A 20,880-nucleotide genomic window follows, 5' to 3' on the forward strand; every position below is an offset into this window, starting at 1 on the left:
CAAACGCTTAGACCTCTGCGGTAAGGTTCACCCCGTGCCAGCACCCGCCACCGCCCCCATCGGCGTCGTCCTCGCCCGCACCGCCAAAACCGCGGGCCGCGCGTTCGACCAGGCCCTGGCCGCCGCCGGCGGCTCCCAGCCCGTCTGGCAGATCCTCATCTCCCTCAAAACCAGACCCGTCGCCAACCAGCGCGAACTCGCCGACGCCGTCGGCATCCAGGGTGCGACCCTCACCCACCACCTCAACGGCATGGAAACGGCCGGCCTGGTCACCCGCCGCCGCGACCCGGAGAACCGCCGCGTCCACCTGGTCACGCTCACTCCGGAGGGGGAACAGCTCTTCCTCCGGCTCGCCTCGGCCGCCATCGCCCACGACGAACGCATGCGAAAAGGCCTGTCCGACGCCGAGATCGCCCAGCTCGCCGACCTCCTCCACCGCCTCGCGGCGAACGTCTCCGATACCTGATCGATCCAGCGAGAGTGACTGGACGCACCCGACCGGCGACCACGAGGAGGGATAGGCTCCAAGGCACTAGCCAAAGTCGTCTCAAGCTGGAGTACCGCAATGACCCAAGCCCCTGTCAACGTGACCGTCACCGGCGCCGCCGGCCAGATCGGCTACGCGCTGCTCTTCCGCATCGCGTCCGGTCAGCTCCTCGGCCAGGACGTCCCGGTGAAGCTGCGGCTCCTCGAGATCCCGCAGGCGGTCAAGGCGGCCGAGGGCACCGCCATGGAGCTCGACGACGGCGCGTTCCCGCTCCTGGCCGGCACCGACATCTTCGACGACCCCAAGCAGGCCTTCGAAGGCACCAACATCGCCCTCCTCGTCGGCGCCCGCCCCCGCAGCAAGGGCATGGAGCGCGGCGACCTCCTCGAGGCCAACGGCGGCATCTTCAAGCCCCAGGGCGAAGCCATCAACGCCGGCGCCGCCGACGACATCAAGGTCCTCGTCGTCGGCAACCCCGCCAACACCAACGCCCTCATCGCCCGCTCGCACGCCCCCGACGTGCCCGCCGACCGCTTCACCGCGATGACCCGCCTCGACCACAACCGCGCCCTCGCCCAGCTCTCCAAGAAGCTCGGCGTCCCCGTCACCGAGCTCAAGAAGCTCGCCATCTGGGGCAACCACTCCGCCACCCAGTACCCCTCGGTCCAGCACGCCGAGGTCGGCGGTAAGCCCGTCGAGGTCGACCAGGCCTGGCTCGAGAGCGACTTCATCCCCACCGTCGCCAAGCGCGGCGCCGCCATCATCGAAGCCCGCGGCCTCTCCTCCGCCGCCTCGGCCGCCTCGGCCGCCATCGACCACGTCTACACCTGGGTCAACGGCACCCCGGACGGCGACTGGACCTCCGCCGGCGTCGTCTCCGACGGCTCCTACGGCGTCGCCGAGGGCATCATCTCGTCCTTCCCCGTCACCGCCAAGAACGGCAAGTACGAGATCGTCCAGGGCCTCGAGATCGACGACTTCTCCCGCGCCCGCATCGACGCCTCCGTCGCCGAGCTCATCGAGGAACGCGACACCGTGCAGAAGCTCGGCCTCATCTGAGCCTCCGCAGTCACCAAGGGCCGCCGTCCGGTGTGGACGGCGGCCCTTTCGCGTGATCGCCGGCAGCGAACTCCGCACGCTCACAGCGAAACCGCCACCTCCGGCCCGCCCCGCGGCCCTACCGTCACCCCCATGACGCTTCTCGCCGCACCCGACATGCAGCAGGCCCCGAGCACCCCACCCGAAGACTCGGTCTACCAGCAGCTCCTGCGCGACCGCATCGTCTTCCTCGGCTCCGAGGTCAACGACGACGTCGCCAACCGCCTCATCGCTCAGCTCCTCCTGCTCGCCGCCGACGACCCGGCGAAGGACATCACCTTCTACATCAACTCCCCCGGCGGCTCCGTCACCGCCGGCATGGCCATCTACGACACCATGCAGCTCGTCAAACCCGACGTCGCCACCTACGGCCTCGGCTTCGTCGCCTCCATGGGCCAGTTCCTGCTCTCCTCCGGCACCCCCGGAAAGCGCTACCTGCTGCCCAACACCCGCATCGTCATGCACCAGCCCTCGGCCGGCATCGGCGGCGCCGCCACCGACATCGCCATCCAGGCCGAGGTCTTCGGCAAGATGAAGCGCCGCATCGCCGAAATCACCGCCCGCCAGACCGGCCAGAGCGTCGAACGCATCACCACCGACGCCGACCGCGACCGCTGGTTCGACGCCGACGAAGCCCTTTCGTACGGCTTCGTCGACCACATCGTCTCCGGCGCCTGACACGCCCCTGGCGACCGACCTCTGGCGCCCCGAAGACCGCTGCTGCTAGCCCGCACTGGCCGCGGGCCATTGGTGCTTCCAGCACCCCGATCGGCTCAACACCGGGCACGCCGCACTCGCGGTCGCTTGCCCCGATGCCACACGGGCACCGGGGCAAGCGACCGCGACGATCAGCAGTGACTCGTCAGCCTCATGCTGTGGATCCGGTCGAACCACGCCGGGTCGAACGACCCCGCGTCGAACCACCACGTCCACTGGTTCTTCACCGTGCCCCGCACGAACTTCGGGTCACCCCCGTGCGTGATCGGGCCCAGCACGAAACCGCTGGTGTCCACGGCCACCGGCCACATCAGCCACGCGTCGTTGCTGTCGCTGCTGACGATCACCGCCTCGAAGGACGCGCTGCCGTTGCGGTTCAGCGTCCACTTCGCCTGGTCCATCGTGCAGTCGCCCGCCGTGATGCGGCCCCAGCTGAACCAGCAGGAACCCGCGCCCGTGCAGGTCGCCTCCGTGGTCGCCGCCGTCTGCGTCCCGGCCGACGCCGGCCCGACGAACAGGCTGCTCAACGCGAGAACGAACAAGGCCACGATGATCGGCGCCCGACGTGATCCGTTCATCGAATCTCCCTCCCCTGGAGTTGTCGAAGCACCAAAACTAGCTCCGCACTGCTCCCGGCGGGGGTCACGGACGTGCGGTTCCGGGGGAAGTCGCCTCCGCCCGTCTTAGCTGTGTTTTCGGGCGGACATAACGACTCGGGGCCGGGTTTTGAAGAACCCAGCCCCGCAGTATAGGCCGTTATACACTAAGAGTAGGAGATCAGACTCCGCTGAGGCCGCGGCGGGCCAGGAGCGGTTCGATCTCGGGGTCGCGGCCGCGGAAGGCCCGGAAGGCGTCCATCGGGTCGATGCTGCCGCCCCGGCCCAACAGGGTGCGGCGGAAGTGGTCGCCGTTCTCGCGGGTCAGTCCCCCGCTCTCCCGGAACCACTGAACCGTGTCGGCGTCGAGGACTTCGCTCCAGATGTACGAGTAGTACCCGGCGCTGTAGCCGCCGCTGAAGACGTGGGCGAAGTACGTCGTGCGGTAGCGCGGCGGGATGGCCTCGACCGCGACGCCCGCCTTGACGAGCGCGTCCGTCTCGAACCGCTGCACCTCCTCCACGCGGTCGTCGACGCCGAGGCGGTGCCAGGCCTGATCCAGCAGGGACGCCGCCAGGTATTCGGTGGTGGCGAAGCCTTCGCCGTACTGCTGGGCGGCGAGGAGCTTGTCGACCTGCTCCTGCGGCAGGGCCTCCCCCGTCTCGTGGTGCTTGGCGTAGTTGGCCAGCACCTCCGGCCACAGCATCCACATCTCGTTGACCTGGGACGGGTATTCGACGAAGTCGCGCGGCACGTTGGTGCCGGAGAACGTCGGGTAGCGGACCGCCGAGACGAGGGCGTGCAGCGCGTGGCCGAACTCGTGGAACGCGGTGACGACCTCGTCGAAGGTGAGCAGGGTCGGTTCCCCCGCCGGCGGCTTGCCGACGTTGAGGACGTTGACCACGACGGTCTTGCGGTCCAGCAGTTCCGACTGGTCGACGAAGGTGTTCATCCACGCGCCGCCGCGCTTGGCGTCGCGGGTGTAGAGGTCGAGCAGGTACAGCCCGAGCGGCGTGCCGTCGGCGTCGAACACCTCGAAGGTCCGGACCTCCGGGTGGTACTTCGGCAGGTCGGTGCGCTCGGTGAAGGTGAGGCCGTAAAGCTTGGTGGCGGCGAAGAAGACGCCGTCGAGGTACACGCGGTCGGCTTCGAAGTACGGCCGCAGCGCCTCGGTGTCGACGTCGAAGCGCTCGCGGCGGACCTGGGCGGCGTAGTACGGCCAGTCCGACGGACGCAGCGTCGCGCCGGGGACGTCGGCTTCCAGCAGCTGCTGCAGTTCCGCGGCTTCGGTGCGGGCGTTCGCGACGGCGGCGGGCGCCAGCCGCTCCAGCAGGCCGGCCGCGGCCTCGGCGGTCTTGGCCGTTTCGTCGGCGATGACGTACGCCGCGTGGTTCGGGTAGCCGAGCAGCGCGGCCCGTTCCGCCCGCAGGTGCGCGATCTCGGCGACGAGGGCGTTGTTGTCGAAGTCGTTGCCGCGGTTGCCCCGCGCCATCGACGCGGCGTGGATCCGCGCGCGGACGTCGCGGTCGGTCAACGTCTCCAGCGGCGACGCCTGGCTCGTCGGCAGCGTCAGCGGGATGACGTACTTGCCGTCCTCACCGCGGGCGGAGGCGGCTTCGGCCGCGGTGGCGATCGCGCCGTCGCCGAAACCGGCCAGCTCGGCGCGGTCTTCGATGACGACGGCCAGCTCGTTGGTGTCCTTCAGCAGGTTCTGCTGGAACTTCGTCTGCAGCGTGGACAGCTGCGCGTTCAGCTCGCGCAAGCGGGCCTGCTCGGCCTCGCCCAGCCCGGCGCCCGCGCGGCTGAAGTCGAGGTGCCGGCGCTCGAGCAGCCGCCGCGACTCGGAGTCCAGGCCGAGCTCGTCCCGCTTCGCGTGCAGCGCGTCGATGCGGGCGAACAGCTTCGGGTTCAGGTGGATCGCGTCGTGGTGGGCGGCGAGCTTCGGCGCGAACTCCGCCTGGATCGCCTGGATTTCGTCGGTGCTGTTGGAGCCGGAGAGGTTGTAGAACACGCTCGCGACCCGGCTCAGCAGCTCACCCGCGCGCTCGAGGGCGACGATGGTGTTCTCGAAGGTCGGCTCGGCGTCCTGCGCCGCGATCTGGTCGATCTCCGCCGCGTGCTCGGCCAGCCCGGCTTCGAACGCGGGCCGGTAGTGCTCGTCGGCGATCCGGTCGAACGGCGGCAGGGCGTAGGGCAGCTCGCTGGGTGCGGCGAACGGGTTGTCCGGCGAAATCATCGGGGCAGGCTCCTGGTGGGGGTACAACACTCGGTCCCGCCACCCTACGTGGTCCGCCTGTGCCGATGTCAGCGCTTTCCGGAGGTGGCCAGGCTCACCGGCCGGTGGTACCGCCGACGACGGCGTCGCTGCCCGAAACGGCCTTCTTGCCCCGCTTCGGCTTGGGCTCCGGCGGCACGATCCCGCGCAGGTCGCCGCCGTGGTCGTTGACGCGCATGACGAACGGCCGCGTCTCGGTGTAGCGCACGACCGAGATGGACGCCGGGTCCACGACGATCCGCTGGAACGCGTCCAGGTGCTGGCCGAGGGCGTCGGCGAGGATGGACTTGATCACGTCGCCGTGGCTGCACAGGAGCCAGACCGCGTGGTCGCCGTGCTCGGCGGAGATCCGCCGGTCGTGCGCGCGGACGGCGGCCACCGACCGCGCCTGCATCGCCGCGAGCCCTTCGCCGCCGGGGAAGACCGCGGCGGAGGCGTGCGCCTGCACGACCCGCCACAGCGGCTCCTTCGCCAGGTGCTTGAGCTCCTTGCCGGTCCAGTCGCCGTAGTCCACTTCGGACAGCCCGGGCTCGACGACCTTGTCCAGACCGCGCGCGGAGGCGAGCGGGCCGACGGTCTGCTTGCACCGCAGCATGGGCGAGACGACGAGCCCCGAAAGGGGCACGCCGTCGAGCCGTTCGACGAGCTTCTCCGCCTGGGCGCGGCCGGTGTCGTCGAGGCTGACCTTCGGGGACCGCCCGGCGAGGATGCCGGAGCCGTTGGCCGTCGACTTGCCGTGCCGGAGCAGAATGACCGTACTCACGGCCCCCACCCTACGTGGACGCGATCAGTGGCCGACCGGGCCCGCGTTCGGATCGAGCACGCCGGTGAAGATCAGCACGAACAGCAGCGCGCCGAGGACCAGCCGGTAGACCACGAACGGCACGAAGCTGCGCGTCTTGATGTAGGACATCAACCACGCGATCACCACGTACCCGACCCCGAACGCCACCAGCGTCGCCAGGATCGTCGGGCCCCACTGGGCTGGCACGCCGCCCGAGCCGATGTCCTTGAGCTTGTACACACCCGAGCCGAACACCGCCGGCAGCGCCAGCAGGAACGAGTACTCCGCCGCCTCGGCGCGGGTGTAGCCCAGCAGCAGGCCCGCGCTGGTCGTGCCGCCGGAGCGGGAGACGCCCGGGACCAGCGCCAGCGCCTGGGCGAAGCCGAAGCCGAGCCCGTGCGGGACCGTCAGCTGGTCCAGCGTCCGCTCCTGCTTCCCGGTCCGGTCGGCGTAGAGCAGGATCAGGCCGAACACGATGAGCACGGTGGCGGTGATCCGCAGGTCGCGGAACGCGCTGTCGATCTGGTCCTGCAGCAGCAGGCCCAGCACCACGATCGGCAGCGAGCCGACGATGATCAGCCAGCCCAGCCGGGCGTCCGGGTCCTGGCGCCACTCCCGCTTGTACAGCGAGAAGAACCAGGCCTGCAGGATCTTCCCGATCTTCTTGCCGAAGTAGATGATCACCGCCAGCTCGGTGCCGATCTGGGTGACGGCGGTGAACGCCGCGCCCGGGTCGTCCCAGCCGACGAGCGCCGCGACGATCCGCAGGTGCGCGCTCGAGGAGACCGGGAGGAACTCGGTCAGGCCCTGGACCAGGCCCAGGACGAGTGCTTCGAACCAGCCCACGTCAGGCCACCCCCGCCAGCTCGAGCGCCTCGACGGCGGTGGTCAGCGCACCGGCCGGGTCGGGGGTGAACGGCGACACCGACAGGGTCGTCACGCCGGCCTCGGCGAATTCGGTCATCTTCTCCGCGATCCGTTCCTTCGGGCCCAGCAGCGACGTCGCGTCGAGGAACTCCAGCGGCACCGCCGCCATCGCCCCGGCGCGGTCGCCGGCCAGGTATTTCTCCTGTACGTCGGCGGCTTCGGCTTCGAAGCCCATCCGGCCGGCCAGCCGGTTGTAGAAGTTCTTCTCCCGGCTGCCCATGCCGCCTAGGTAGAGCGCCGCGTAGCCGCGGACGGCGTCCGCGCACACCTGCCAGTCGTCGCCCGGGACGAGCGGCACCGTGGGCACGACGTCGAAGCCGTCGAGGGTCCGGCCGGCCCGCTCGGCGCCGGTCCGCAGCTGCGCCAGCTGTTCCCCCGCGTGGGCGGGCGAGAAGAACACCGGCAGCCAGCCGTCGGCGATCTCGCCGGTCAGCTCCAGGTTCTTCGGGCCGATCGCGGCCAGGTAGAGCGGGATGTGCTTGCGCGCGGGCCGGACGGTCAGCCGCAGCGCCTTGCCGGGGCCGTCCGGCAGCGGCAGCGTGAAGTGCTCCCCCTCGAACCTCAGCCGCTCGCGCCGCAGCGCCGACCGCACGATCGAGGCGTACTCGCGGGTGCGGCCCAGCGGCGAGGCGAACCGCACGCCGTGCCAGCCCTCGGACACCTGCGGGCCCGAGACGCCCAGGCCGAGCCGGAACCGGCCGCCCGAGAGCGTGTCGAGGGTCGCGGCGGTCATGGCGGTCATCGCCGGGGTCCGGGCCGGGATCTGCAGCACGGCGGCGCCGACGTCGATCCGCGACGTCTGCGCCGCGATCCAGGTCAGCACGGTCACAGCGTCCGAGCCGTAGGCCTCCGCCGCCCACACGACGGCGTAGCCCAGGTCGTCCGCTTGTTTCGCCAGGGCCAGGTTCGCGGGGTCGTTCCCCGCTCCCCAGTAGCCAAGATTCAGTCCGAGTCGCACGGGGCCAGACCCTAACGGGGGCCGTTGGGGCGACACGACTCACCTTGGTCAGGTCCGGAAGGGGGAGCCCACTAGGCTCGGCGGTCGTGGAAAAGCGACTGCTCGGCCGCTCGGGACTGCGTGTCTCGCGGATGGCGCTCGGCACCATGACCTGGGGTGGCGACACCGACGCGGAAGAGGCCGCCAGCCAGCTGGTCGCCTTCGTGGACGCCGGCGGCACCCTGGTGGACACGGCCGACATCTACGGCGAGGGCGAGAGCGAGCGGGTGCTCGGCTCGCTGCTCGGCGACCTCGTGCCCCGCGACGACGTCGTCCTCGCGACCAAGGCGGTCGCCCGGCGCACCGACGGTCCCTTCGGCGGCGGCGCCTCCCGCGGCGCCCTGCTCACCGCGCTCGACGGCTCGCTCAAGCGGCTCGGCACCGACCACGTCGACCTGTGGCAGCTGCACGCCTGGGACACCTGCGTGCCGATCGCCGAGACCCTCGCCGCCCTCGAGTACGCCGTGAACAGCGGAAAAGCCCGGTACGTCGGCGTCTCGAACTACGCGGGCTGGCAGCTGGCGACGGCTGCCGCCGGTGCCGCCGCGGTCGCCCCCATCGTCTCCACCCAGGTCGAGTACTCGCTGCTGGAGCGCGGGGTGGACCGCGAGGTCGTCCCGGCCGCCGAGCACCACGGCGTCGGGCTGCTGCCCTGGGCGCCCCTGGGTCGCGGGGTGCTGACCGGCAAGTACCGCGCCGGCACGCCCGCCGACTCCCGCGGCGCGAACAGCGCGTACGCCGGGTACGTCGAGCACCACCGCACCGACCGCGCCGCCCGGATCGTGCAGGCGGTCGCCACCGCCGCCGACGGGCTCGGCACGTCGCCCCTGGCCGTGGCGCTCGCCTGGGTCCGCGACCGGCCCGGCGTCGTCGCCCCGGTCGTGGGCGCGCGGGACACCGGTCAGCTCACCGGCTCGCTGGCGGCGGAGGACATCACCCTGCCGCCGGCGATCCGCTCGGCGCTCGACGACGTCAGCGCCATCGAGGTCGGCTACCCGGAGCGCTGGCCGCATTAGGTGTCTGTTGGGTGACATGCGCGTGACGGCAAGACGATCGTGGAGGATGCTGGTGTTGACCGCCCGTCGAGGGACACCTGGAGGCAGCAACGTGCGTCGGTTCGCCGCCGTGTCGTGGATCGCGATCCCGCTCGCCGGTGTCCTGGTGCTCTCGGGCTGCTCGTCGGCCAAGTCCGACAGCGACGAACTTCAGATCGTCGCGAACCCCGTCGCGGCGAAGCCGGCGGTCTCCCCCGCCGTGACCGTGCGGCCCGCCGGTCAGGTGCTCCCCACCGGATCGGTGTCGGCCCTCGCCGTCGCCCAGGGGACCCTCGTCGTGGCTCTCGCTCAACCGCCGTCTTTGCAGCTCTACGACCTGAACGCGCTCGCGTCACCTCCGGTGAATATGCCGTTATACGGCAACGCGGAGAAGCTGACCGTGGCGCCGGGGCGGGTCGAGATCGCCGAGCCGGCGCAGGGTGTGGTGCAGCAGCTGTCGTTGCCGGACCGGAAGCTCACGGAGACGAAGACGGGCGGGCAGCCCGCGTCGAGCATCGCCTACGGCGCCGACCGGCTGGTGGCGATGGGGCCGGCGAAGGACATCCAGGTGCTGCCGGCGACGGGTCCGGCGCGGACGATCGGCGGGCAGCTCTACAGCGCCGACGACGTCGTGGACACCGGCAAGGGGGTCGTGGTGCTGGACCGGCTGCGGACCGCGGTGTTCTCGGTCGACGTCGCCGCCGGGAAGGTCAACGAGGGCCTGCGCGCGGGCGACGGCGCCGCGAACGCGGTGGCGGACTCCTTCGGGCGCGTGCTGGTGACGGACGCGCGCGCGGGCGCGCTGATCGCGTTCTCGGCTTCGCCGCTGATCATGCGGCAGCGCTACCCGGTGCCCGGGGGCGCGTACGGGATCGCCTACGACGCGCAGCGGAGCCTGGCCTGGGTGACGCTCACCGAACGCAACGAGGTGGTGGGGTTCGACGTCCGCGGCGGCGAGCCCGTCGAGAAGTACCGGTTCCCCACCGTGCGCCAGCCGGACTCGGTCGGGGTGGACGAGAAGAGCGGCCGCGTGCTCGTCGGCTCGGCCGCCGGAGAAGGGACCCAGGTGATCCAGCCATGACAGCGGTCAGCGAGGCGGTGGTCGAAGGGGATTGGGAGTATCGCCGTCTGCACCTCCCCCCGGGCGTGTCCCGGCGTGCGGCGGCGATCCAGCTCTCCATCCACGCGGAGTTCGCCGGCTGGGAACTGCGGAACGTCCGGCTCTACGCCGACGGCACGCGCCGGGTCTGGCTGCGGCGCAAGAAGACGAACGAAAGCCTCCCGGGCGCGCTGCCGACCTAACCGAACACGCGGTTCAGCCAGTCGGTCCAGGACTTCTCTTCCGCTTCGGCGTCCGCTCCCGAGGCGAAGAGGTGGTGGGACGCGACCATCGGGCCGTGGAAGCCCTTCATGAACCGGAGCATCGCGTCCGCCGTGCGGATCCCCACCGTCTGGTCGTTGGCCGCGTAGACGACACCGCCGAGGGAGACCCGGTCGCCGACCGCAGGCCGCGAAGACAGCCCCAGTGCGTTGCCCAGCCGAGCCCACGCGGAGGGCCAGTCCCCCACCGGCGGGCCGAACGCCGTGACCGGCACCGCCGTGCGGCCGGCGAAGTGCGTCACGTACTCGACCAGCGTGCGGAAGAACAGCGCGTTGCCCGCGGTCATCGCCTCGAACTCGTCCTCCCAGTCGTCGCCGGGCAGGAAGCCGCTGGTGACGCAGCGGATCACCGCACTGCCGCCCTCGCGGCCTTCAATCAGGAACTCGTAGGCGATCTTCCTCCCGTCTGGCGCGGGATCGCTGCCGTAGACGAGCTTTTCGAGCGGATCCCACTCCCGGATCCGATATTCCGGCTGGTACCCGCCGAAGGCACCGCGGACCACCCCGCCGGTGCCGCCCTCGACCTCGTTGCGGCCCATGAACCACGAGTCGATGCCGGGCCCGGTCGCGATGGCGTCCCACACCTGCTCCGGGGTCGCGTCGACCTCGGCGACGTCGGTCGCCTCGAACTCATGCCCCACTGGCGGTCTCCTCCGGGACGCTCGGGTGGACGGCGACGACCACCCGGTGCGGGCGGCCCTTCTCGGCCGTTTCGTCGTGGTACTTCCCGACCAGGGTGGTGACGGCGGTGGCGAGCTCCTCGGCGAACGCGGCCCGGTCGGCCGCGGAGGCGAACCGGATCTCGCCGTCGATCGCGAAGGTCGCGACGCGCCGCTCGGCCTTCGCCGCGCCGGTGATCAGCACGCCGACGTCCCGCACCAGCCGGCCGGCGACGGCGAGCAGCCACCGCGCCGAGAGCCGGTCCGGCGACTGGGCCGGGTCGGGCTGGACGGCGGCGAGCGCGGCCGGCGAGATGACGTACGACGACGCCGTCGCCCGCATCATCCGCTCGGTGACGTTGCCCTTCCGCCGCTCCTCGACCAGCTCCACCAGCCCGTGCGCTTCCAGGGCCCGCAGGTGGTAGTTGACCTTCTGGCGCGGCAGGTCGACGCGCACGGCCAGCATGGTCGCCGACGCCGGCTCGGCCAGTTCGGCCAGCAGCCGGGCGCGGATCGGGTCCAGCGACACCTCGGCCGCGGCCGGGTCTTCGATCACCGCCACGGAGAACATGCGCCCAGCATCCAGCCGAACAAAGATGTTGTCAAGAACTCTCGTCTTGTCGGTAACCGGCGTTGACCAGCGCGACCACCCGCGGCAGCACCTGCGCCGCGGCCTCCAGCGGCACGACGTGCCCGACGCCGGGCAGCACCACCGCCGTCCCGTCGTCGAGGCCCGCGGCCCACTGCTCGACGTCGGACGCGCGGACGATCCGGTCCCGCTCCCCCACGATCGCCGTCACCGGCAAGCCCGCGACCTGCGCCAACGCCGCGTCCCGGGCGTAGGCGTCCAGCGCCGGGCGGAACAGCGACACCGTGTGCGGCCAGTTGCCGCGGACCATCTTCACGGTCAGCTCGACCAGCTCCGGGTCCGGGTCGTCGCCGAAGAGCCACCACCGCAGGCCCGCGCTGACCGCCCGGCTCGTGTGCTCCCGCACCACGCCGAAGAGCTTGGACCCGAGCACCGCTTCGAGGTCGCGGGCCAGCTTGCCCAAGGCGTTCGGCCAGGCCGCCGAGACCTCGGTAGCTAGGGTCCCCGACGACGTGGCGAGCAGCACCAGCCCCGAGACCCGTGCCGCGAACAACGCCGGGTGCCGCTGGGACAGCGACATGATCGCCAGCCCGCCCATGTCGTGTCCGACCAGCACCACCCGGCCGGCCGGGACCTCGTGCTCGAGCAGCTCGGCGAGGTCGTCGCCGAGCTGCGCCATCGTCGCGGTGCCACGCCGCGCCCGCCCCGAGCCGCCGTGGCCGCGCTGGTCGTAGGTCAGCACGGCCACCGGCCCGTCGGCGGCGTCCGGCACCAGCGGCGCGATCCGGCCCCAGCTGCGCTGGTCGAGCGCGTAGCCGTGGACGAACACCACGGTCACCGGCGCGCTCGGGTCGCCCCTGCGCACCACCTGCAGGGACGTGCCGTCGGCGAGCGCGAACGCGGTCATCAGGACGTGCGCAGGAACCGGTCCAGCACGCGGGTGCCGAACTTCAGCGCCTCCACCGGGACGCGCTCGTCGACGCCGTGGAACAGCGCCGAGAAGTCGAGGTCCGCGGGCAGCTTGAGCGGCGCGAAGCCGAAGTTGCGGATGCCCAGGTCCTGGAACGACTTCGCGTCCGTGCCGCCGGAAAGCATGTACGGCAGCGTCTTCGCGCCCGGGTCTTCGGCGAGCACCGCGGCGGTCATGGCGTCGACGAGGGCGCCGTCGAACGTCGTCTCGACCGGCGGGAGCTCCATCCACTCCTTCTCGATGTCCGGGCCGAGCAGCTCGTCCAGCTCGCGGTCGAAGGCTTCGAGGCGGCCCGGCAGGATCCGGCAGTCCACGGCGGCTTCGGCGACCGACGGGATGACGTTCGACTTGTACCCGGCAGTGAGCATCGTCGGGTTCGCGGTGTCGCGCAGGGTCGCGCCGATCATCCGGGAGATGTTGCCCAGCTTGGCGACCGAGCCTTCGAGGTCGTCCTCGGGGAAGTCCCAGCCGGTGATCTCGGTGACGCCGGCGAGGAACTCCTTCACGGAGTCGGAGAGCACCAGCGGGAAGCGGTGGTTGCCGAGCTTCGCGACGGCCTCGGCCAGCTTCGTCACGGCGTTGTCGCGGTGGATCATCGAGCCGTGCCCGGCGGTGCCGCGCACGCGCAGCTTCATCCAGCGGATGCCCTTTTCGGCCGTCTCGATCAGGTACGCGCGGACGTCGTCCTTGAGCGTGATCGAGAAGCCGCCGACCTCGCTGATCGCCTCGGTGACGCCTTCGAACAGCTCGGGGCGGTTCTCGACGAGCCACTGGGCGCCGTACTTGCCGCCGGCTTCTTCGTCGGCGAGGAAGGCGAAGACGAGGTCGCGCGGGGGCACGACGTTGTTCATCTTGTAGTGCCGGGCCAGCGCGAGCGCCATCCCGCACATGTCCTTCATGTCGACCGCGCCGCGGCCCCAGACGTAGTCGTCCTGGACCGCGCCGGAGAACGGGTGGACCGACCACTCCGAGGCGTCGGCGGGGACGGCGTCGAGGTGGCCGTGGATGAGCAGCCCGCCGCGGGATCGGTCGGCGCCTTCGAGGCGGACGATCACGTTGTGCCGGTTCTTCCCGCCCGACTCGACGTAGGTGATCTCGTAGCCGGCGTCGGTCAGCTTCTCCGCGACGTACTCGGCCGCCGCCCGCTCGCCGACCAGCGTGTCGGGGTCGCCGGTGTTGGTCGTGTCGATGCGGATGAGCTCGCTGGTCAGCGTGACGGCCTCGGCCGCGGCGGCTTCGATCAGGTTCGGTTCGGTCACCGGCCATTCCTATCATTCGGGTGGCCGGTACCGCCGCACGTGGGATGCTTGCGGATCAGCCGCGGTCGAGGGCCGAGACCACTTCCGACACCGGGCGCAGGTGCTGGTTGAGGATCCGCAGCGCCTCCTCGGCGTCGTGGGCGTCCAGGGCGGCCACCAGCGCGCGGTGCTCGGCGTCGATCACCGGGAGCCGCTCCGGCCGGGCCTCCAGGGCCCGCACGGCGACCCGCTGCTGGCGCGAGCGCAGCGTGTCGTACAGCTCGGTCAGCACGGAGTTGCCCGCCGCGTTGACGATCGCGCGGTGGAACGCGCGGTCCAGGCCGGACACCGCGAACCAGTCGCGGGCCTTGCCGGCGCGGTCCATCTCCTCGATCAGGCCGGCCATCTCCGCGGGCGCTCCCGCCCGCGCCGCGCAGACCTCGCCGATCGCGTGCCCCTCGATCAGCCGGCGGCTCTGGTAGACCTCTTCCAGCTCACGCGCGGTGACCGTGCGGACCTGCGCGCCCTTGCGGGGCAGCAGGCTGATGAAGCGCTCGGCCTCCAGGCGGTGGAACGCCTCGCGGACCGGCGTCCGGGACACCCCGACCACGCCGGACACCCACTGCTCGTCCAGGAACCGGCCGCCTTCGAGCTCGCCCGCGATGATCCCGTCGCGCAGCCAGGCGTACACGCGGTCCCGCGCCGGCCCGGCCGGTGCGCTGGTCGTCATGCCTCTCCCCTCGTTGTCCCGGCGGCCAGTTTAGCGTCTGGACCCACAGATATCCATCGTGTATACACGGTGCACACAACGACCGGAGCTACCGTCGTCCGTGCGCAGGAGGTTCCCGATGTCCCCAGTCCCCGCCGACCGGCGCTACGCCGTCTGGCTCTCCGATCCCTCGTTCGCCGCGGCCGAGATCGCCCGCGGGATCGGCTACGGCGCCGCCGTCCTCGACATCGAGCACGGCGCGTTCGACCTGGCCGACCTCGAGCGGTTCGTCCCGTTCCTGCGCGCGCTGGGCCTGGAGGTGCTCGCCAAGGTCCTCGGCCCGGAGCGCGGCCCGATCCAGCAGGCCCTCGACTTCGGCGCCGACGCCGTCGTCATCCCGCACGTCGAGAACGCGGCGCACGCCAAGGCCGTGACGGCGTTCGCGAAGTTCCCGCCGCTGGGCGACCGCAGCTTCGCCGGCGGCCGCACCACCGGCTACCGCGGCTTCACCGACGAGTGGGTCGCCGAGCAGGACCGCGGCACCCGCTGCCTGCCGATGATCGAGGACGCCGGCGCGCTCGAAGACGTCGCCGAGATCCTCGCACTGGACACAGTGGACGGTGTCTTCGTCGGGCCGTCCGACCTCTCGCTGCGGCGTGAGCGGGGCGCGTACAGCCGCGAGGAAGGCGACTTCGCCGATCTGAAGCGCGTCGCCGACGCGGCCCGCGCGGCCGGGAAGCCGTGGGTCCTGCCGGCGTGGAGCCGCGAGGAGAAGGAGTTCGCCCTCGCCCACGGCGCCGGGCAGCTCGCGTTGACGATGCAGCACGGCGCCCTCGTGGCCGGCCTCACCGCCGCGTTCGAAGAGACCACGTCGCTCGCGAAGCAGGCGCGATGACGACCGCGGTCCGCGCTGCGACGCGGAAGAGGACCCGCTGGACGATCGCCGGCGTGCTCGGCGTCGGGTCGTTCGTCAACTACGTCGACCGCGTCAACCTGTCCATCGCCGGGCCCGAGATGATGCGCGAGTTCCACCTCAGCGCGGCCCAGCTCGGCGTCGTCGCCTCGGCGTTCCTCTGGACGTACGCGGTGCTGCAGCTGCCGATCGGCGCGATCCTCGACCGGATCGGCGTCCGCTGGGTCAACCGCGCCGCCGCCGTCCTGTGGGCGATCGCGTCGTTCCTGACGGCGTCGGCGGGCGGGCTCGGCCTGCTCCTGGTCTCGCGGCTGGTGCTCGGCTTCGGCGAGGCGCCCACCATCCCGGCGGGCTGGAAGGCGATCGGCCAGTGGTTCCCGCGGTCCGAACGCGGCCGCGCCACCGCGATCTTCGACGGCTGCGCCAAGATCTCCAACGTCCTCGGCATCCCGGTGATGGCGTTCCTCGTGACGGTGTTCAGCTGGCACGCGGCGTTCGTCTTCACCGGTGTCCTCAGCCTCGGCTACCTCCTCGTGTGGTGGCTGCTCTACCTGACGCCGAAGCAGGCCCTCGAACGCGGGCGGCTGTCGCCCGAGGAGTTCGCGTACCTGCGCGAGGGCGGCGCGGACGACGAAGACGCGCCGGCGCCGAGTTCGCTCACCGGCCTGGGCCACCTGCTGCGCCGCCGCAAGACCTGGGGCCTCGCGCTCGGGTATGCGTCCTACACCTACGCCTACTACGTGCTGCTGACCTGGCTCCCGGGCTACCTGGAGAAGCAGTTCGGCGTGAAGCTGCTGGCCGGCGGCTTCTACACGATGATCCCGTGGCTGGTCGCGGTGCTCGCGCAGTTCCTCGTCGGCGGGATCGTGCTGGACCGGCTGATCGCCCGCAGCGGCGACGAGACCAAGGCGCGGCGGATCGTGCTCGTCGTGAGCATGCTGGTCTCACTGTCGGTCGCCGGGGCCGCCTACGCCGGGTCGGTCGCGGTGGCGCTGGTGTTCCTGTCGATCGGCGCCGCCGGGCTCGCCGTATCGGTGCCCGCCGGGTCCAGCATCGTCGCGGTCATCGCACCGGAAGGCTGCTCCGGCACCCTCGGCGGGCTGGTCAACTTCGTCGCCAACATGATCGGCATCGCCGCGCCGATCGTGACCGGCGCCGTCGTCGACGCGACGGGCTCGTTCGCCGGCGCCTTCCTCGTCACCGGCGTGGTGCTGCTCGCCGGGATCTTCTGCTACACGGTCGTGCTCGGCAAGCTCGACCGCATGCCCGCCCCTCCCCGGAAGGAAACCGCATGACGCACGTGGCACTGGCGCAGTACGCGCCCGGCGACGATAAGGCCGCCAACCTGACGCTGATCACGAAGCTGGTGGGCGACGCGGCCGACCGAGGCGCGCGGGTGGTCGTGCTGCCCGAGTACGCGATGTTCACCGTCCCGGCGATGGACCACCGGTTCGTCGACTCCGCCGAAGCGCTCGACGGCGAGTTCGTGACGGGCCTGCTCTCGCTGGCCGCCGCGCGGGGCGTCACGATCGTCGGCGGCCTGAACGAGCGGCTCGACGGGTCGCGGATCTCCAACACCCTGGTCGCGGCCGGTCCGGACGGCGTGACAGCCCGCTACCGCAAGATCCACCTGTACGACGCGTTCGGCTTCCGCGAGTCCGACGTCGTGCGCGCCGGGGAGATCACCGAGCCGGAGACGTTCGAGGCCGACGGCCTCCGCTTCGGCCTGCAGACGTGCTACGACCTGCGCTTTCCCGAGGTCACGCGGCGGCTGGCCGACGCGGGCGCCGACGTCGTGCTGCTGCCGGCCGAGTGGGTGCCCGGGCCGCTGAAGGAGTACCACTGGAGCACGCTGGTCCGCGCCCGCGCGATCGAGAACACGCTGTACGTCGCCGCCGCGGGCCAGGCCGCGCCGACCGGGTCGGGCACCAGCATGCTCGTGGACCCGATGGGCGTGGTCGTCACGTCGCTCGGCGAACAGACCGGAGTGGCCGTGGGCGAGGTCTCCGCCGAGCGGATCGCCGAGGTGCGGGCGAAGAACCCGGCGCTGGAGCTGCGGCGGTTTTCGGTGGTGCCGCGCTAGCGGCCGGGGACGGGGTACCGCCGGCTCAGGCGACGGTCGCGATCGTTTCGCCCGCCACCGGCGGGCACGTCAGCAGCCGGTGCCGCGGCGGCTCCCCCGTCCCCGGCTCGACCAGTGAAGCCAGCAGCCGCACCGCCGCCCGGCCCAGCGCCCGCCTCGGCACCTCGAACCCGCTGACCACCGGCCCCGCCGTGCCGCCCGGGGGCCGTCCCAGCACCGCCAGCGAGACGTCCCCCGGCACCGAAACCCCCGCCGCGCGCAAGGCCCGGCGCGTCCCGTCGAACACCGCGAACGTGTCGGTCTCCTCGACGACCAGCGCCGTCACGCCGTCGGCCAGCCAGCCCGCGATCGTCGCCGGCGCGAGGTCCGTGCCGTCGGTGCGGGTCACCGCGAGGGACAGTCCGGCGTCGATCGCCGCCCCGCGCACGCCGCGTTCGCGGTCGCCCGACGACGGCGCCTCGTCCGGCTCGCGCAGGTACCGGACGCGCCGGTGGCCCGCGCGCGCCAGCCGCGTGATCACCTCCGCCGACGCCGACACGTAGTCCGCGCCCACGTGCGGGATGCGGCCGCCCAGCTCGGTGCGCCGTCCGATGTAGACGATCGGGAAGCCCGCGTCCAGGAGACCGGCGATCGCATCGACCGGGACGTGCCGGCCGAGGAACAGGCAGCCGTCGGCGAGCCGGGTGCGGCGGATCCGGTCGGGTGCCGCGCTCGACGCCGCGAACATGATCAGGTCCTTGCCGAGCGCGGCCGCTTCCGCCTCGACGCCGGCCAGGATCGGGTAGTAGACGTCGGCGATGTCCGGGAACGCGGGGGTGAACGTGTACACGCCGAGCAGGTTGTTGTGCGTCGACGTCAGCCGCGAAGACACCGGATCGGGGACGTACCCCAACCGCTCGGCCGCTTCCAGCACGCGCAGCCGCGTCCGCTCCGACAGCCGGACGCCGGTGCGGTTGCCGCCCAGCACCACCGACACCGTCGCCTGCGATACCCCCGCCACGCGCGCGATGTCGGCCTGCCGCACCCTGCCCATCGCCACCTCGCTCGGAGTCAGCCGATCCGATCCAGCGTGCGGGCGCGTCCGGAGGCCGTCAACGGTTTTGCCCGAAACTGCAGCAAACCTGTCCCGACCGTACTAATACGTATTACTCCCTTGATTCGACGTGGCCGGCCGTGACACCGTCGCCGCACACCGGACCTCGAAGGAGCGGTCATGACCCTCACCCGACGCGGCCTGCTGGCCGGCGCCGCCGCGCTCGGCGCGAGCGCGATGATCCCCGCCGTCGCCACCGCCGCACCCGCCGGCTTCCCGGACTACCGCTACCAGCGGCTCGCCCTCGTCAAGAGCAAGCTGCGCTACAACCCGACCGGCGAGCTGATCTTCCCGTGCATCCGCGGCACGAAAGACCGCATCCCCGACGCACTCGCCGCGTACTACCTCTACTACGCGCCGCACGACGCCCCGGGCGGCATCTGCCTGGCCTACGCGAACTCCCTCGACGAGGAGTTCACCGAGTACGCCGGCAACCCGATCATCAAGAACTCCTGGCCGGGCGAGTACTCCGTCAGCCACGTCTCCTCGCCGCACGCGCTGTGGAACGACGACGTCAACCGGATCTACCTGTACTTCCACGGCGAGAACACCGTGACCCGGCTGGCCAGCTCCGCCGACGGCATCCACTTCACCTACGAGAAGGAAGTCCTGTCGACGCGGCTGCAGCCCGCGGGCACCACCGAGACGTCGTACGCGCGGGTGTTCCGCCAGGACCTGCCGTCGAAGAACGCCCGGTACGTCATGGTGTTCATGCTCAACAACACCACGAACCACCGCGACATCGGCTGGGGCTGGTCGCCCGACGCGCTGAACTGGACGTTCTCGCAGACTCCCCTCGTGCGCCACACCGACGTCGGCGCGAACGACATCGGCGGCCCGCACCTGCTGTACCGCAACAACAGCACGTACGTCGTCTACAACACCGACATCGCGCACGGCGGGAAGCTGATGATCACCGAGGTCGGCAACGACTTCTCGAAGCGCAACCACCTCGGCACGTTCCACACCCCGCTCGCCGGCGCGCCGGACAACGGGCGGTCCGCGGCGCCCAGTTTCGGCACTTACCAGGGTCGCGAGTACATGATCTACGAGGCCGGCGAGCGGCTCGCCGGGAACATCGCCATCGCCCGCGCGGTCTGACCCCGGGTGGCAGGATGCGGCCATGCGCTCCCTGCCCCTCGACGGCGTCACCGTCGTGTCCTGCGAACAGGCGGTCGCCGCGCCCCTGGCCACCCGCCACCTCGCCGACCTCGGGGCCCGGGTGGTCAAGATCGAGCGGCCGGGCACCGGCGACTTCGCCCGCGCCTACGACGAAACCGTGCACGGCCAGTCCAGTCACTTCGTCTGGCTGAACCGGTCCAAGGAAAGCGTCACGCTCGACCTCAAGAGCGACGCCGCCGCGCCGGTCATGGCGGCGCTGCTCGACCGGGCCGACGTGTTCGTGCAGAACTTCGCCCCCGGCGTCGCGGACCGGCTCGGGCTCGGGGCGGCGGCGATCCGCGCGGCACGGCCGCGGCTGATCACGTGCTCGGTCTCGGGCTACGGCTCGAGCGGGCCGTACCGCGACGCGAAGGCGTACGACCTGCTCATCCAGTCCGAAGCCGGCCTGGTCTCGGTGACGGGGTCGGAGACCGAGCCGGCGAAGAGCGGCATCCCGGCCGCGGACATCGGCGCGGGGATGTACGCGTTCTCCGGCATCCTGTCGGCGCTCTACGACCGGGAACGCACCGGGCAGGGCACCGAGCTGGAGGTCAGCCTGTTCGACTCGCTGGTCGAGTGGATGGGGTTCCCGCTCTACTACGCCGGCTACGGCGGCACGCCCCCGCCGCGCACCGGGACCAGCCACCCGGCGATCGCGCCCTACGGCACCTTCGCCGCGGGCGACGGGACCGAGATCGTGCTGGCGGTGCAGAACGAACGCGAGTGGGCGGCGTTCTGCGAACACGCCGTCGAACGGCCCGAGTGGGTCACCGACGAGCGGTACGCCACCGGCAGCGCCCGCGTCGCCCACCGGCCGGAACTGGAACGCGAGATCGACGCGATCTTCGCGCGGCTGACCGGCACCGAGCTGGAGTCGCGGCTGAGCCGGGGCCGGATCGCCCACGCGCGCCGCCGCGACCTGCCCGACGTCCTGGCGCACCCCCAGCTCACGGCACGCGACCGGTTCGCGGAGGTCGCGACGCCGCGCGGGCCGGTCCGGGCGACGCTGCCGCCGATCACCGTCGCCGGCCGCGAGCCGCGGATGGACCCGGTGCCGGCACTGGGCGAGCACACCGACGCGGTGCTGGCGGAGTTCGGGTTCGACGCGGCGTACCTGCGCCGCCGGGGCGTCCTGTAAAGCAGGTGATCTTGCGGGCGGCCGTCTGCGAG

At 71.6% G+C, this 20,880-nt stretch carries 22 protein-coding genes; 11 read left to right on the top strand and 11 right to left on the bottom strand.

Annotated elements, in window-relative coordinates; all coding sequences use genetic code 11:
* Nucleotides 1-34: 34 nt before the first annotated feature.
* The 3 genes from ACZ7OH_RS07590 (at nucleotide 35) to ACZ7OH_RS07600 (ending at nucleotide 2,263) form a co-directional block, all read left to right on the top strand.
* Complete coding sequence (locus tag ACZ7OH_RS07590; protein WP_470280094.1) at nucleotides 35-466, top strand: MarR family winged helix-turn-helix transcriptional regulator; 432 nt, start codon at nucleotides 35-37, stop codon at nucleotides 464-466.
* 99 nt (nucleotides 467-565) lie between these two features.
* Nucleotides 566-1,546 (top strand): malate dehydrogenase, encoded by a 981-nt coding sequence (locus ACZ7OH_RS07595; protein WP_470280095.1) that lies wholly within the window; start codon nucleotides 566-568, stop codon nucleotides 1,544-1,546.
* A gap of 132 nt (nucleotides 1,547-1,678) precedes the next feature.
* Nucleotides 1,679-2,263, top strand: coding sequence for a ClpP family protease (locus ACZ7OH_RS07600; RefSeq protein WP_470280096.1), 585 nt, complete (start codon nucleotides 1,679-1,681; stop codon nucleotides 2,261-2,263).
* Nucleotides 2,264-2,433: 170 nt separating this feature from the next.
* Here the strand turns inward: ACZ7OH_RS07600 and ACZ7OH_RS07605 are convergent, their stop codons facing one another.
* From ACZ7OH_RS07605 to ACZ7OH_RS07625, 5 genes are all read right to left on the bottom strand, one after another.
* Complete coding sequence (locus ACZ7OH_RS07605) at nucleotides 2,434-2,880, bottom strand: DUF6294 family protein (protein ID WP_470280097.1); 447 nt, start codon at nucleotides 2,878-2,880, stop codon at nucleotides 2,434-2,436.
* 199 nt (nucleotides 2,881-3,079) lie between these two features.
* Nucleotides 3,080-5,134, bottom strand: a complete 2,055-nt coding sequence (locus ACZ7OH_RS07610; RefSeq protein WP_470280098.1) for a M3 family metallopeptidase — start codon at nucleotides 5,132-5,134, stop codon at nucleotides 3,080-3,082.
* A 94-nt stretch (nucleotides 5,135-5,228) separates the two neighbouring features.
* Nucleotides 5,229-5,936: a histidine phosphatase family protein gene (locus ACZ7OH_RS07615; protein WP_400906916.1), complete on the bottom strand. Its 708-nt coding sequence runs from the start codon at nucleotides 5,934-5,936 to the stop codon at nucleotides 5,229-5,231.
* Nucleotides 5,937-5,960: 24 nt separating this feature from the next.
* The gene (locus tag ACZ7OH_RS07620) at nucleotides 5,961-6,803 is read right to left on the bottom strand and encodes an undecaprenyl-diphosphate phosphatase (protein ID WP_470280099.1); all 843 of its coding nucleotides are present in this window, start codon (nucleotides 6,801-6,803) and stop codon (nucleotides 5,961-5,963) included.
* Between the two features lies 1 nt (nucleotide 6,804).
* Entirely contained in the window at nucleotides 6,805-7,842 is a 1,038-nt protein-coding gene (locus ACZ7OH_RS07625) for an LLM class F420-dependent oxidoreductase (RefSeq protein WP_470280100.1), read from the bottom strand.
* Between the two features lie 86 nt (nucleotides 7,843-7,928).
* On the opposite strand from ACZ7OH_RS07625, the gene ACZ7OH_RS07630 reads away from it, so the two are divergent.
* The 3 genes from ACZ7OH_RS07630 to ACZ7OH_RS07640 all read left to right on the top strand — a co-directional run bounded on the left by ACZ7OH_RS07630 (nucleotide 7,929) and on the right by ACZ7OH_RS07640 (nucleotide 10,217).
* The gene (locus tag ACZ7OH_RS07630; protein ID WP_470280101.1) at nucleotides 7,929-8,897 is read left to right on the top strand and encodes an aldo/keto reductase; all 969 of its coding nucleotides are present in this window, start codon (nucleotides 7,929-7,931) and stop codon (nucleotides 8,895-8,897) included.
* A 91-nt stretch (nucleotides 8,898-8,988) separates the two neighbouring features.
* Nucleotides 8,989-9,996, top strand: coding sequence for a YncE family protein (locus ACZ7OH_RS07635; RefSeq protein ID WP_470280102.1), 1,008 nt, complete (start codon nucleotides 8,989-8,991; stop codon nucleotides 9,994-9,996).
* Nucleotides 9,993-10,217: a DUF5703 family protein gene (locus ACZ7OH_RS07640; RefSeq protein WP_400906902.1), complete on the top strand. Its 225-nt coding sequence runs from the start codon at nucleotides 9,993-9,995 to the stop codon at nucleotides 10,215-10,217. The genes ACZ7OH_RS07635 and ACZ7OH_RS07640 overlap by 4 nt, the downstream gene beginning before the upstream one ends.
* On the opposite strand, the gene ACZ7OH_RS07645 is transcribed toward ACZ7OH_RS07640, so the two are convergent.
* Genes ACZ7OH_RS07645 through ACZ7OH_RS07665 form a run of 5 tightly spaced genes read right to left on the bottom strand, consistent with a single transcriptional unit; the run spans nucleotide 10,214 to nucleotide 14,481 of the window.
* Entirely contained in the window at nucleotides 10,214-10,936 is a 723-nt protein-coding gene (locus tag ACZ7OH_RS07645) for an SRPBCC family protein (protein WP_470280103.1), read from the bottom strand. The two genes, ACZ7OH_RS07640 and ACZ7OH_RS07645, sit on opposite strands and share 4 nt — an antisense overlap.
* Nucleotides 10,926-11,525 carry an ArsR/SmtB family transcription factor gene (locus ACZ7OH_RS07650; RefSeq protein WP_470280104.1) on the bottom strand — a complete coding sequence of 200 codons (600 nt, stop codon included), beginning with the start codon at nucleotides 11,523-11,525 and terminating at the stop codon, nucleotides 10,926-10,928. The genes ACZ7OH_RS07645 and ACZ7OH_RS07650 overlap by 11 nt, the downstream gene beginning before the upstream one ends.
* Before the next feature lie 31 nt (nucleotides 11,526-11,556).
* Complete coding sequence (locus ACZ7OH_RS07655; RefSeq protein WP_470280105.1) at nucleotides 11,557-12,450, bottom strand: alpha/beta fold hydrolase; 894 nt, start codon at nucleotides 12,448-12,450, stop codon at nucleotides 11,557-11,559.
* Complete coding sequence (locus ACZ7OH_RS07660; RefSeq protein ID WP_470280106.1) at nucleotides 12,450-13,772, bottom strand: M20/M25/M40 family metallo-hydrolase; 1,323 nt, start codon at nucleotides 13,770-13,772, stop codon at nucleotides 12,450-12,452. Before ACZ7OH_RS07660 ends, ACZ7OH_RS07655 begins: the two co-directional genes overlap by 1 nt.
* 55 nt (nucleotides 13,773-13,827) lie before the next feature.
* A complete protein-coding gene (locus ACZ7OH_RS07665; RefSeq protein ID WP_470280107.1) occupies nucleotides 13,828-14,481 on the bottom strand; it encodes a GntR family transcriptional regulator in 654 nt (217 codons plus the stop codon).
* A gap of 118 nt (nucleotides 14,482-14,599) precedes the next feature.
* Here ACZ7OH_RS07665 and ACZ7OH_RS07670 point away from each other — a divergent pair, with 118 nt between their 5' ends.
* From ACZ7OH_RS07670 to ACZ7OH_RS07680, 3 genes are read left to right on the top strand one after another with little or no spacing between them, the layout of a single operon-like run.
* Nucleotides 14,600-15,355 carry an HpcH/HpaI aldolase family protein gene (locus ACZ7OH_RS07670; protein WP_470280108.1) on the top strand — a complete coding sequence of 252 codons (756 nt, stop codon included), beginning with the start codon at nucleotides 14,600-14,602 and terminating at the stop codon, nucleotides 15,353-15,355.
* Nucleotides 15,352-16,668, top strand: a complete 1,317-nt coding sequence (locus ACZ7OH_RS07675; protein WP_470280109.1) for an MFS transporter — start codon at nucleotides 15,352-15,354, stop codon at nucleotides 16,666-16,668. Before ACZ7OH_RS07670 ends, ACZ7OH_RS07675 begins: the two co-directional genes overlap by 4 nt.
* Entirely contained in the window at nucleotides 16,665-17,456 is a 792-nt protein-coding gene (locus ACZ7OH_RS07680; protein WP_470280110.1) for a carbon-nitrogen hydrolase family protein, read from the top strand. Before ACZ7OH_RS07675 ends, ACZ7OH_RS07680 begins: the two co-directional genes overlap by 4 nt.
* A 25-nt stretch (nucleotides 17,457-17,481) precedes the next feature.
* Here the strand turns inward: ACZ7OH_RS07680 and ACZ7OH_RS07685 are convergent, their stop codons facing one another.
* A complete protein-coding gene (locus tag ACZ7OH_RS07685; RefSeq protein WP_470280111.1) occupies nucleotides 17,482-18,489 on the bottom strand; it encodes a LacI family DNA-binding transcriptional regulator in 1,008 nt (335 codons plus the stop codon).
* A gap of 180 nt (nucleotides 18,490-18,669) precedes the next feature.
* On the opposite strand from ACZ7OH_RS07685, the gene ACZ7OH_RS07690 reads away from it, so the two are divergent.
* Nucleotides 18,670-19,650, top strand: coding sequence for a hypothetical protein (locus ACZ7OH_RS07690; RefSeq protein WP_470280112.1), 981 nt, complete (start codon nucleotides 18,670-18,672; stop codon nucleotides 19,648-19,650).
* 22 nt (nucleotides 19,651-19,672) lie between these two features.
* Nucleotides 19,673-20,848 (top strand): CaiB/BaiF CoA transferase family protein, encoded by a 1,176-nt coding sequence (locus tag ACZ7OH_RS07695; RefSeq protein WP_470280113.1) that lies wholly within the window; start codon nucleotides 19,673-19,675, stop codon nucleotides 20,846-20,848.
* The last annotated feature ends 32 nt before the right edge of the window (nucleotides 20,849-20,880 follow it).

The sequence above is a fragment of the Amycolatopsis sp. NPDC114478 genome (assembly GCF_055633805.1).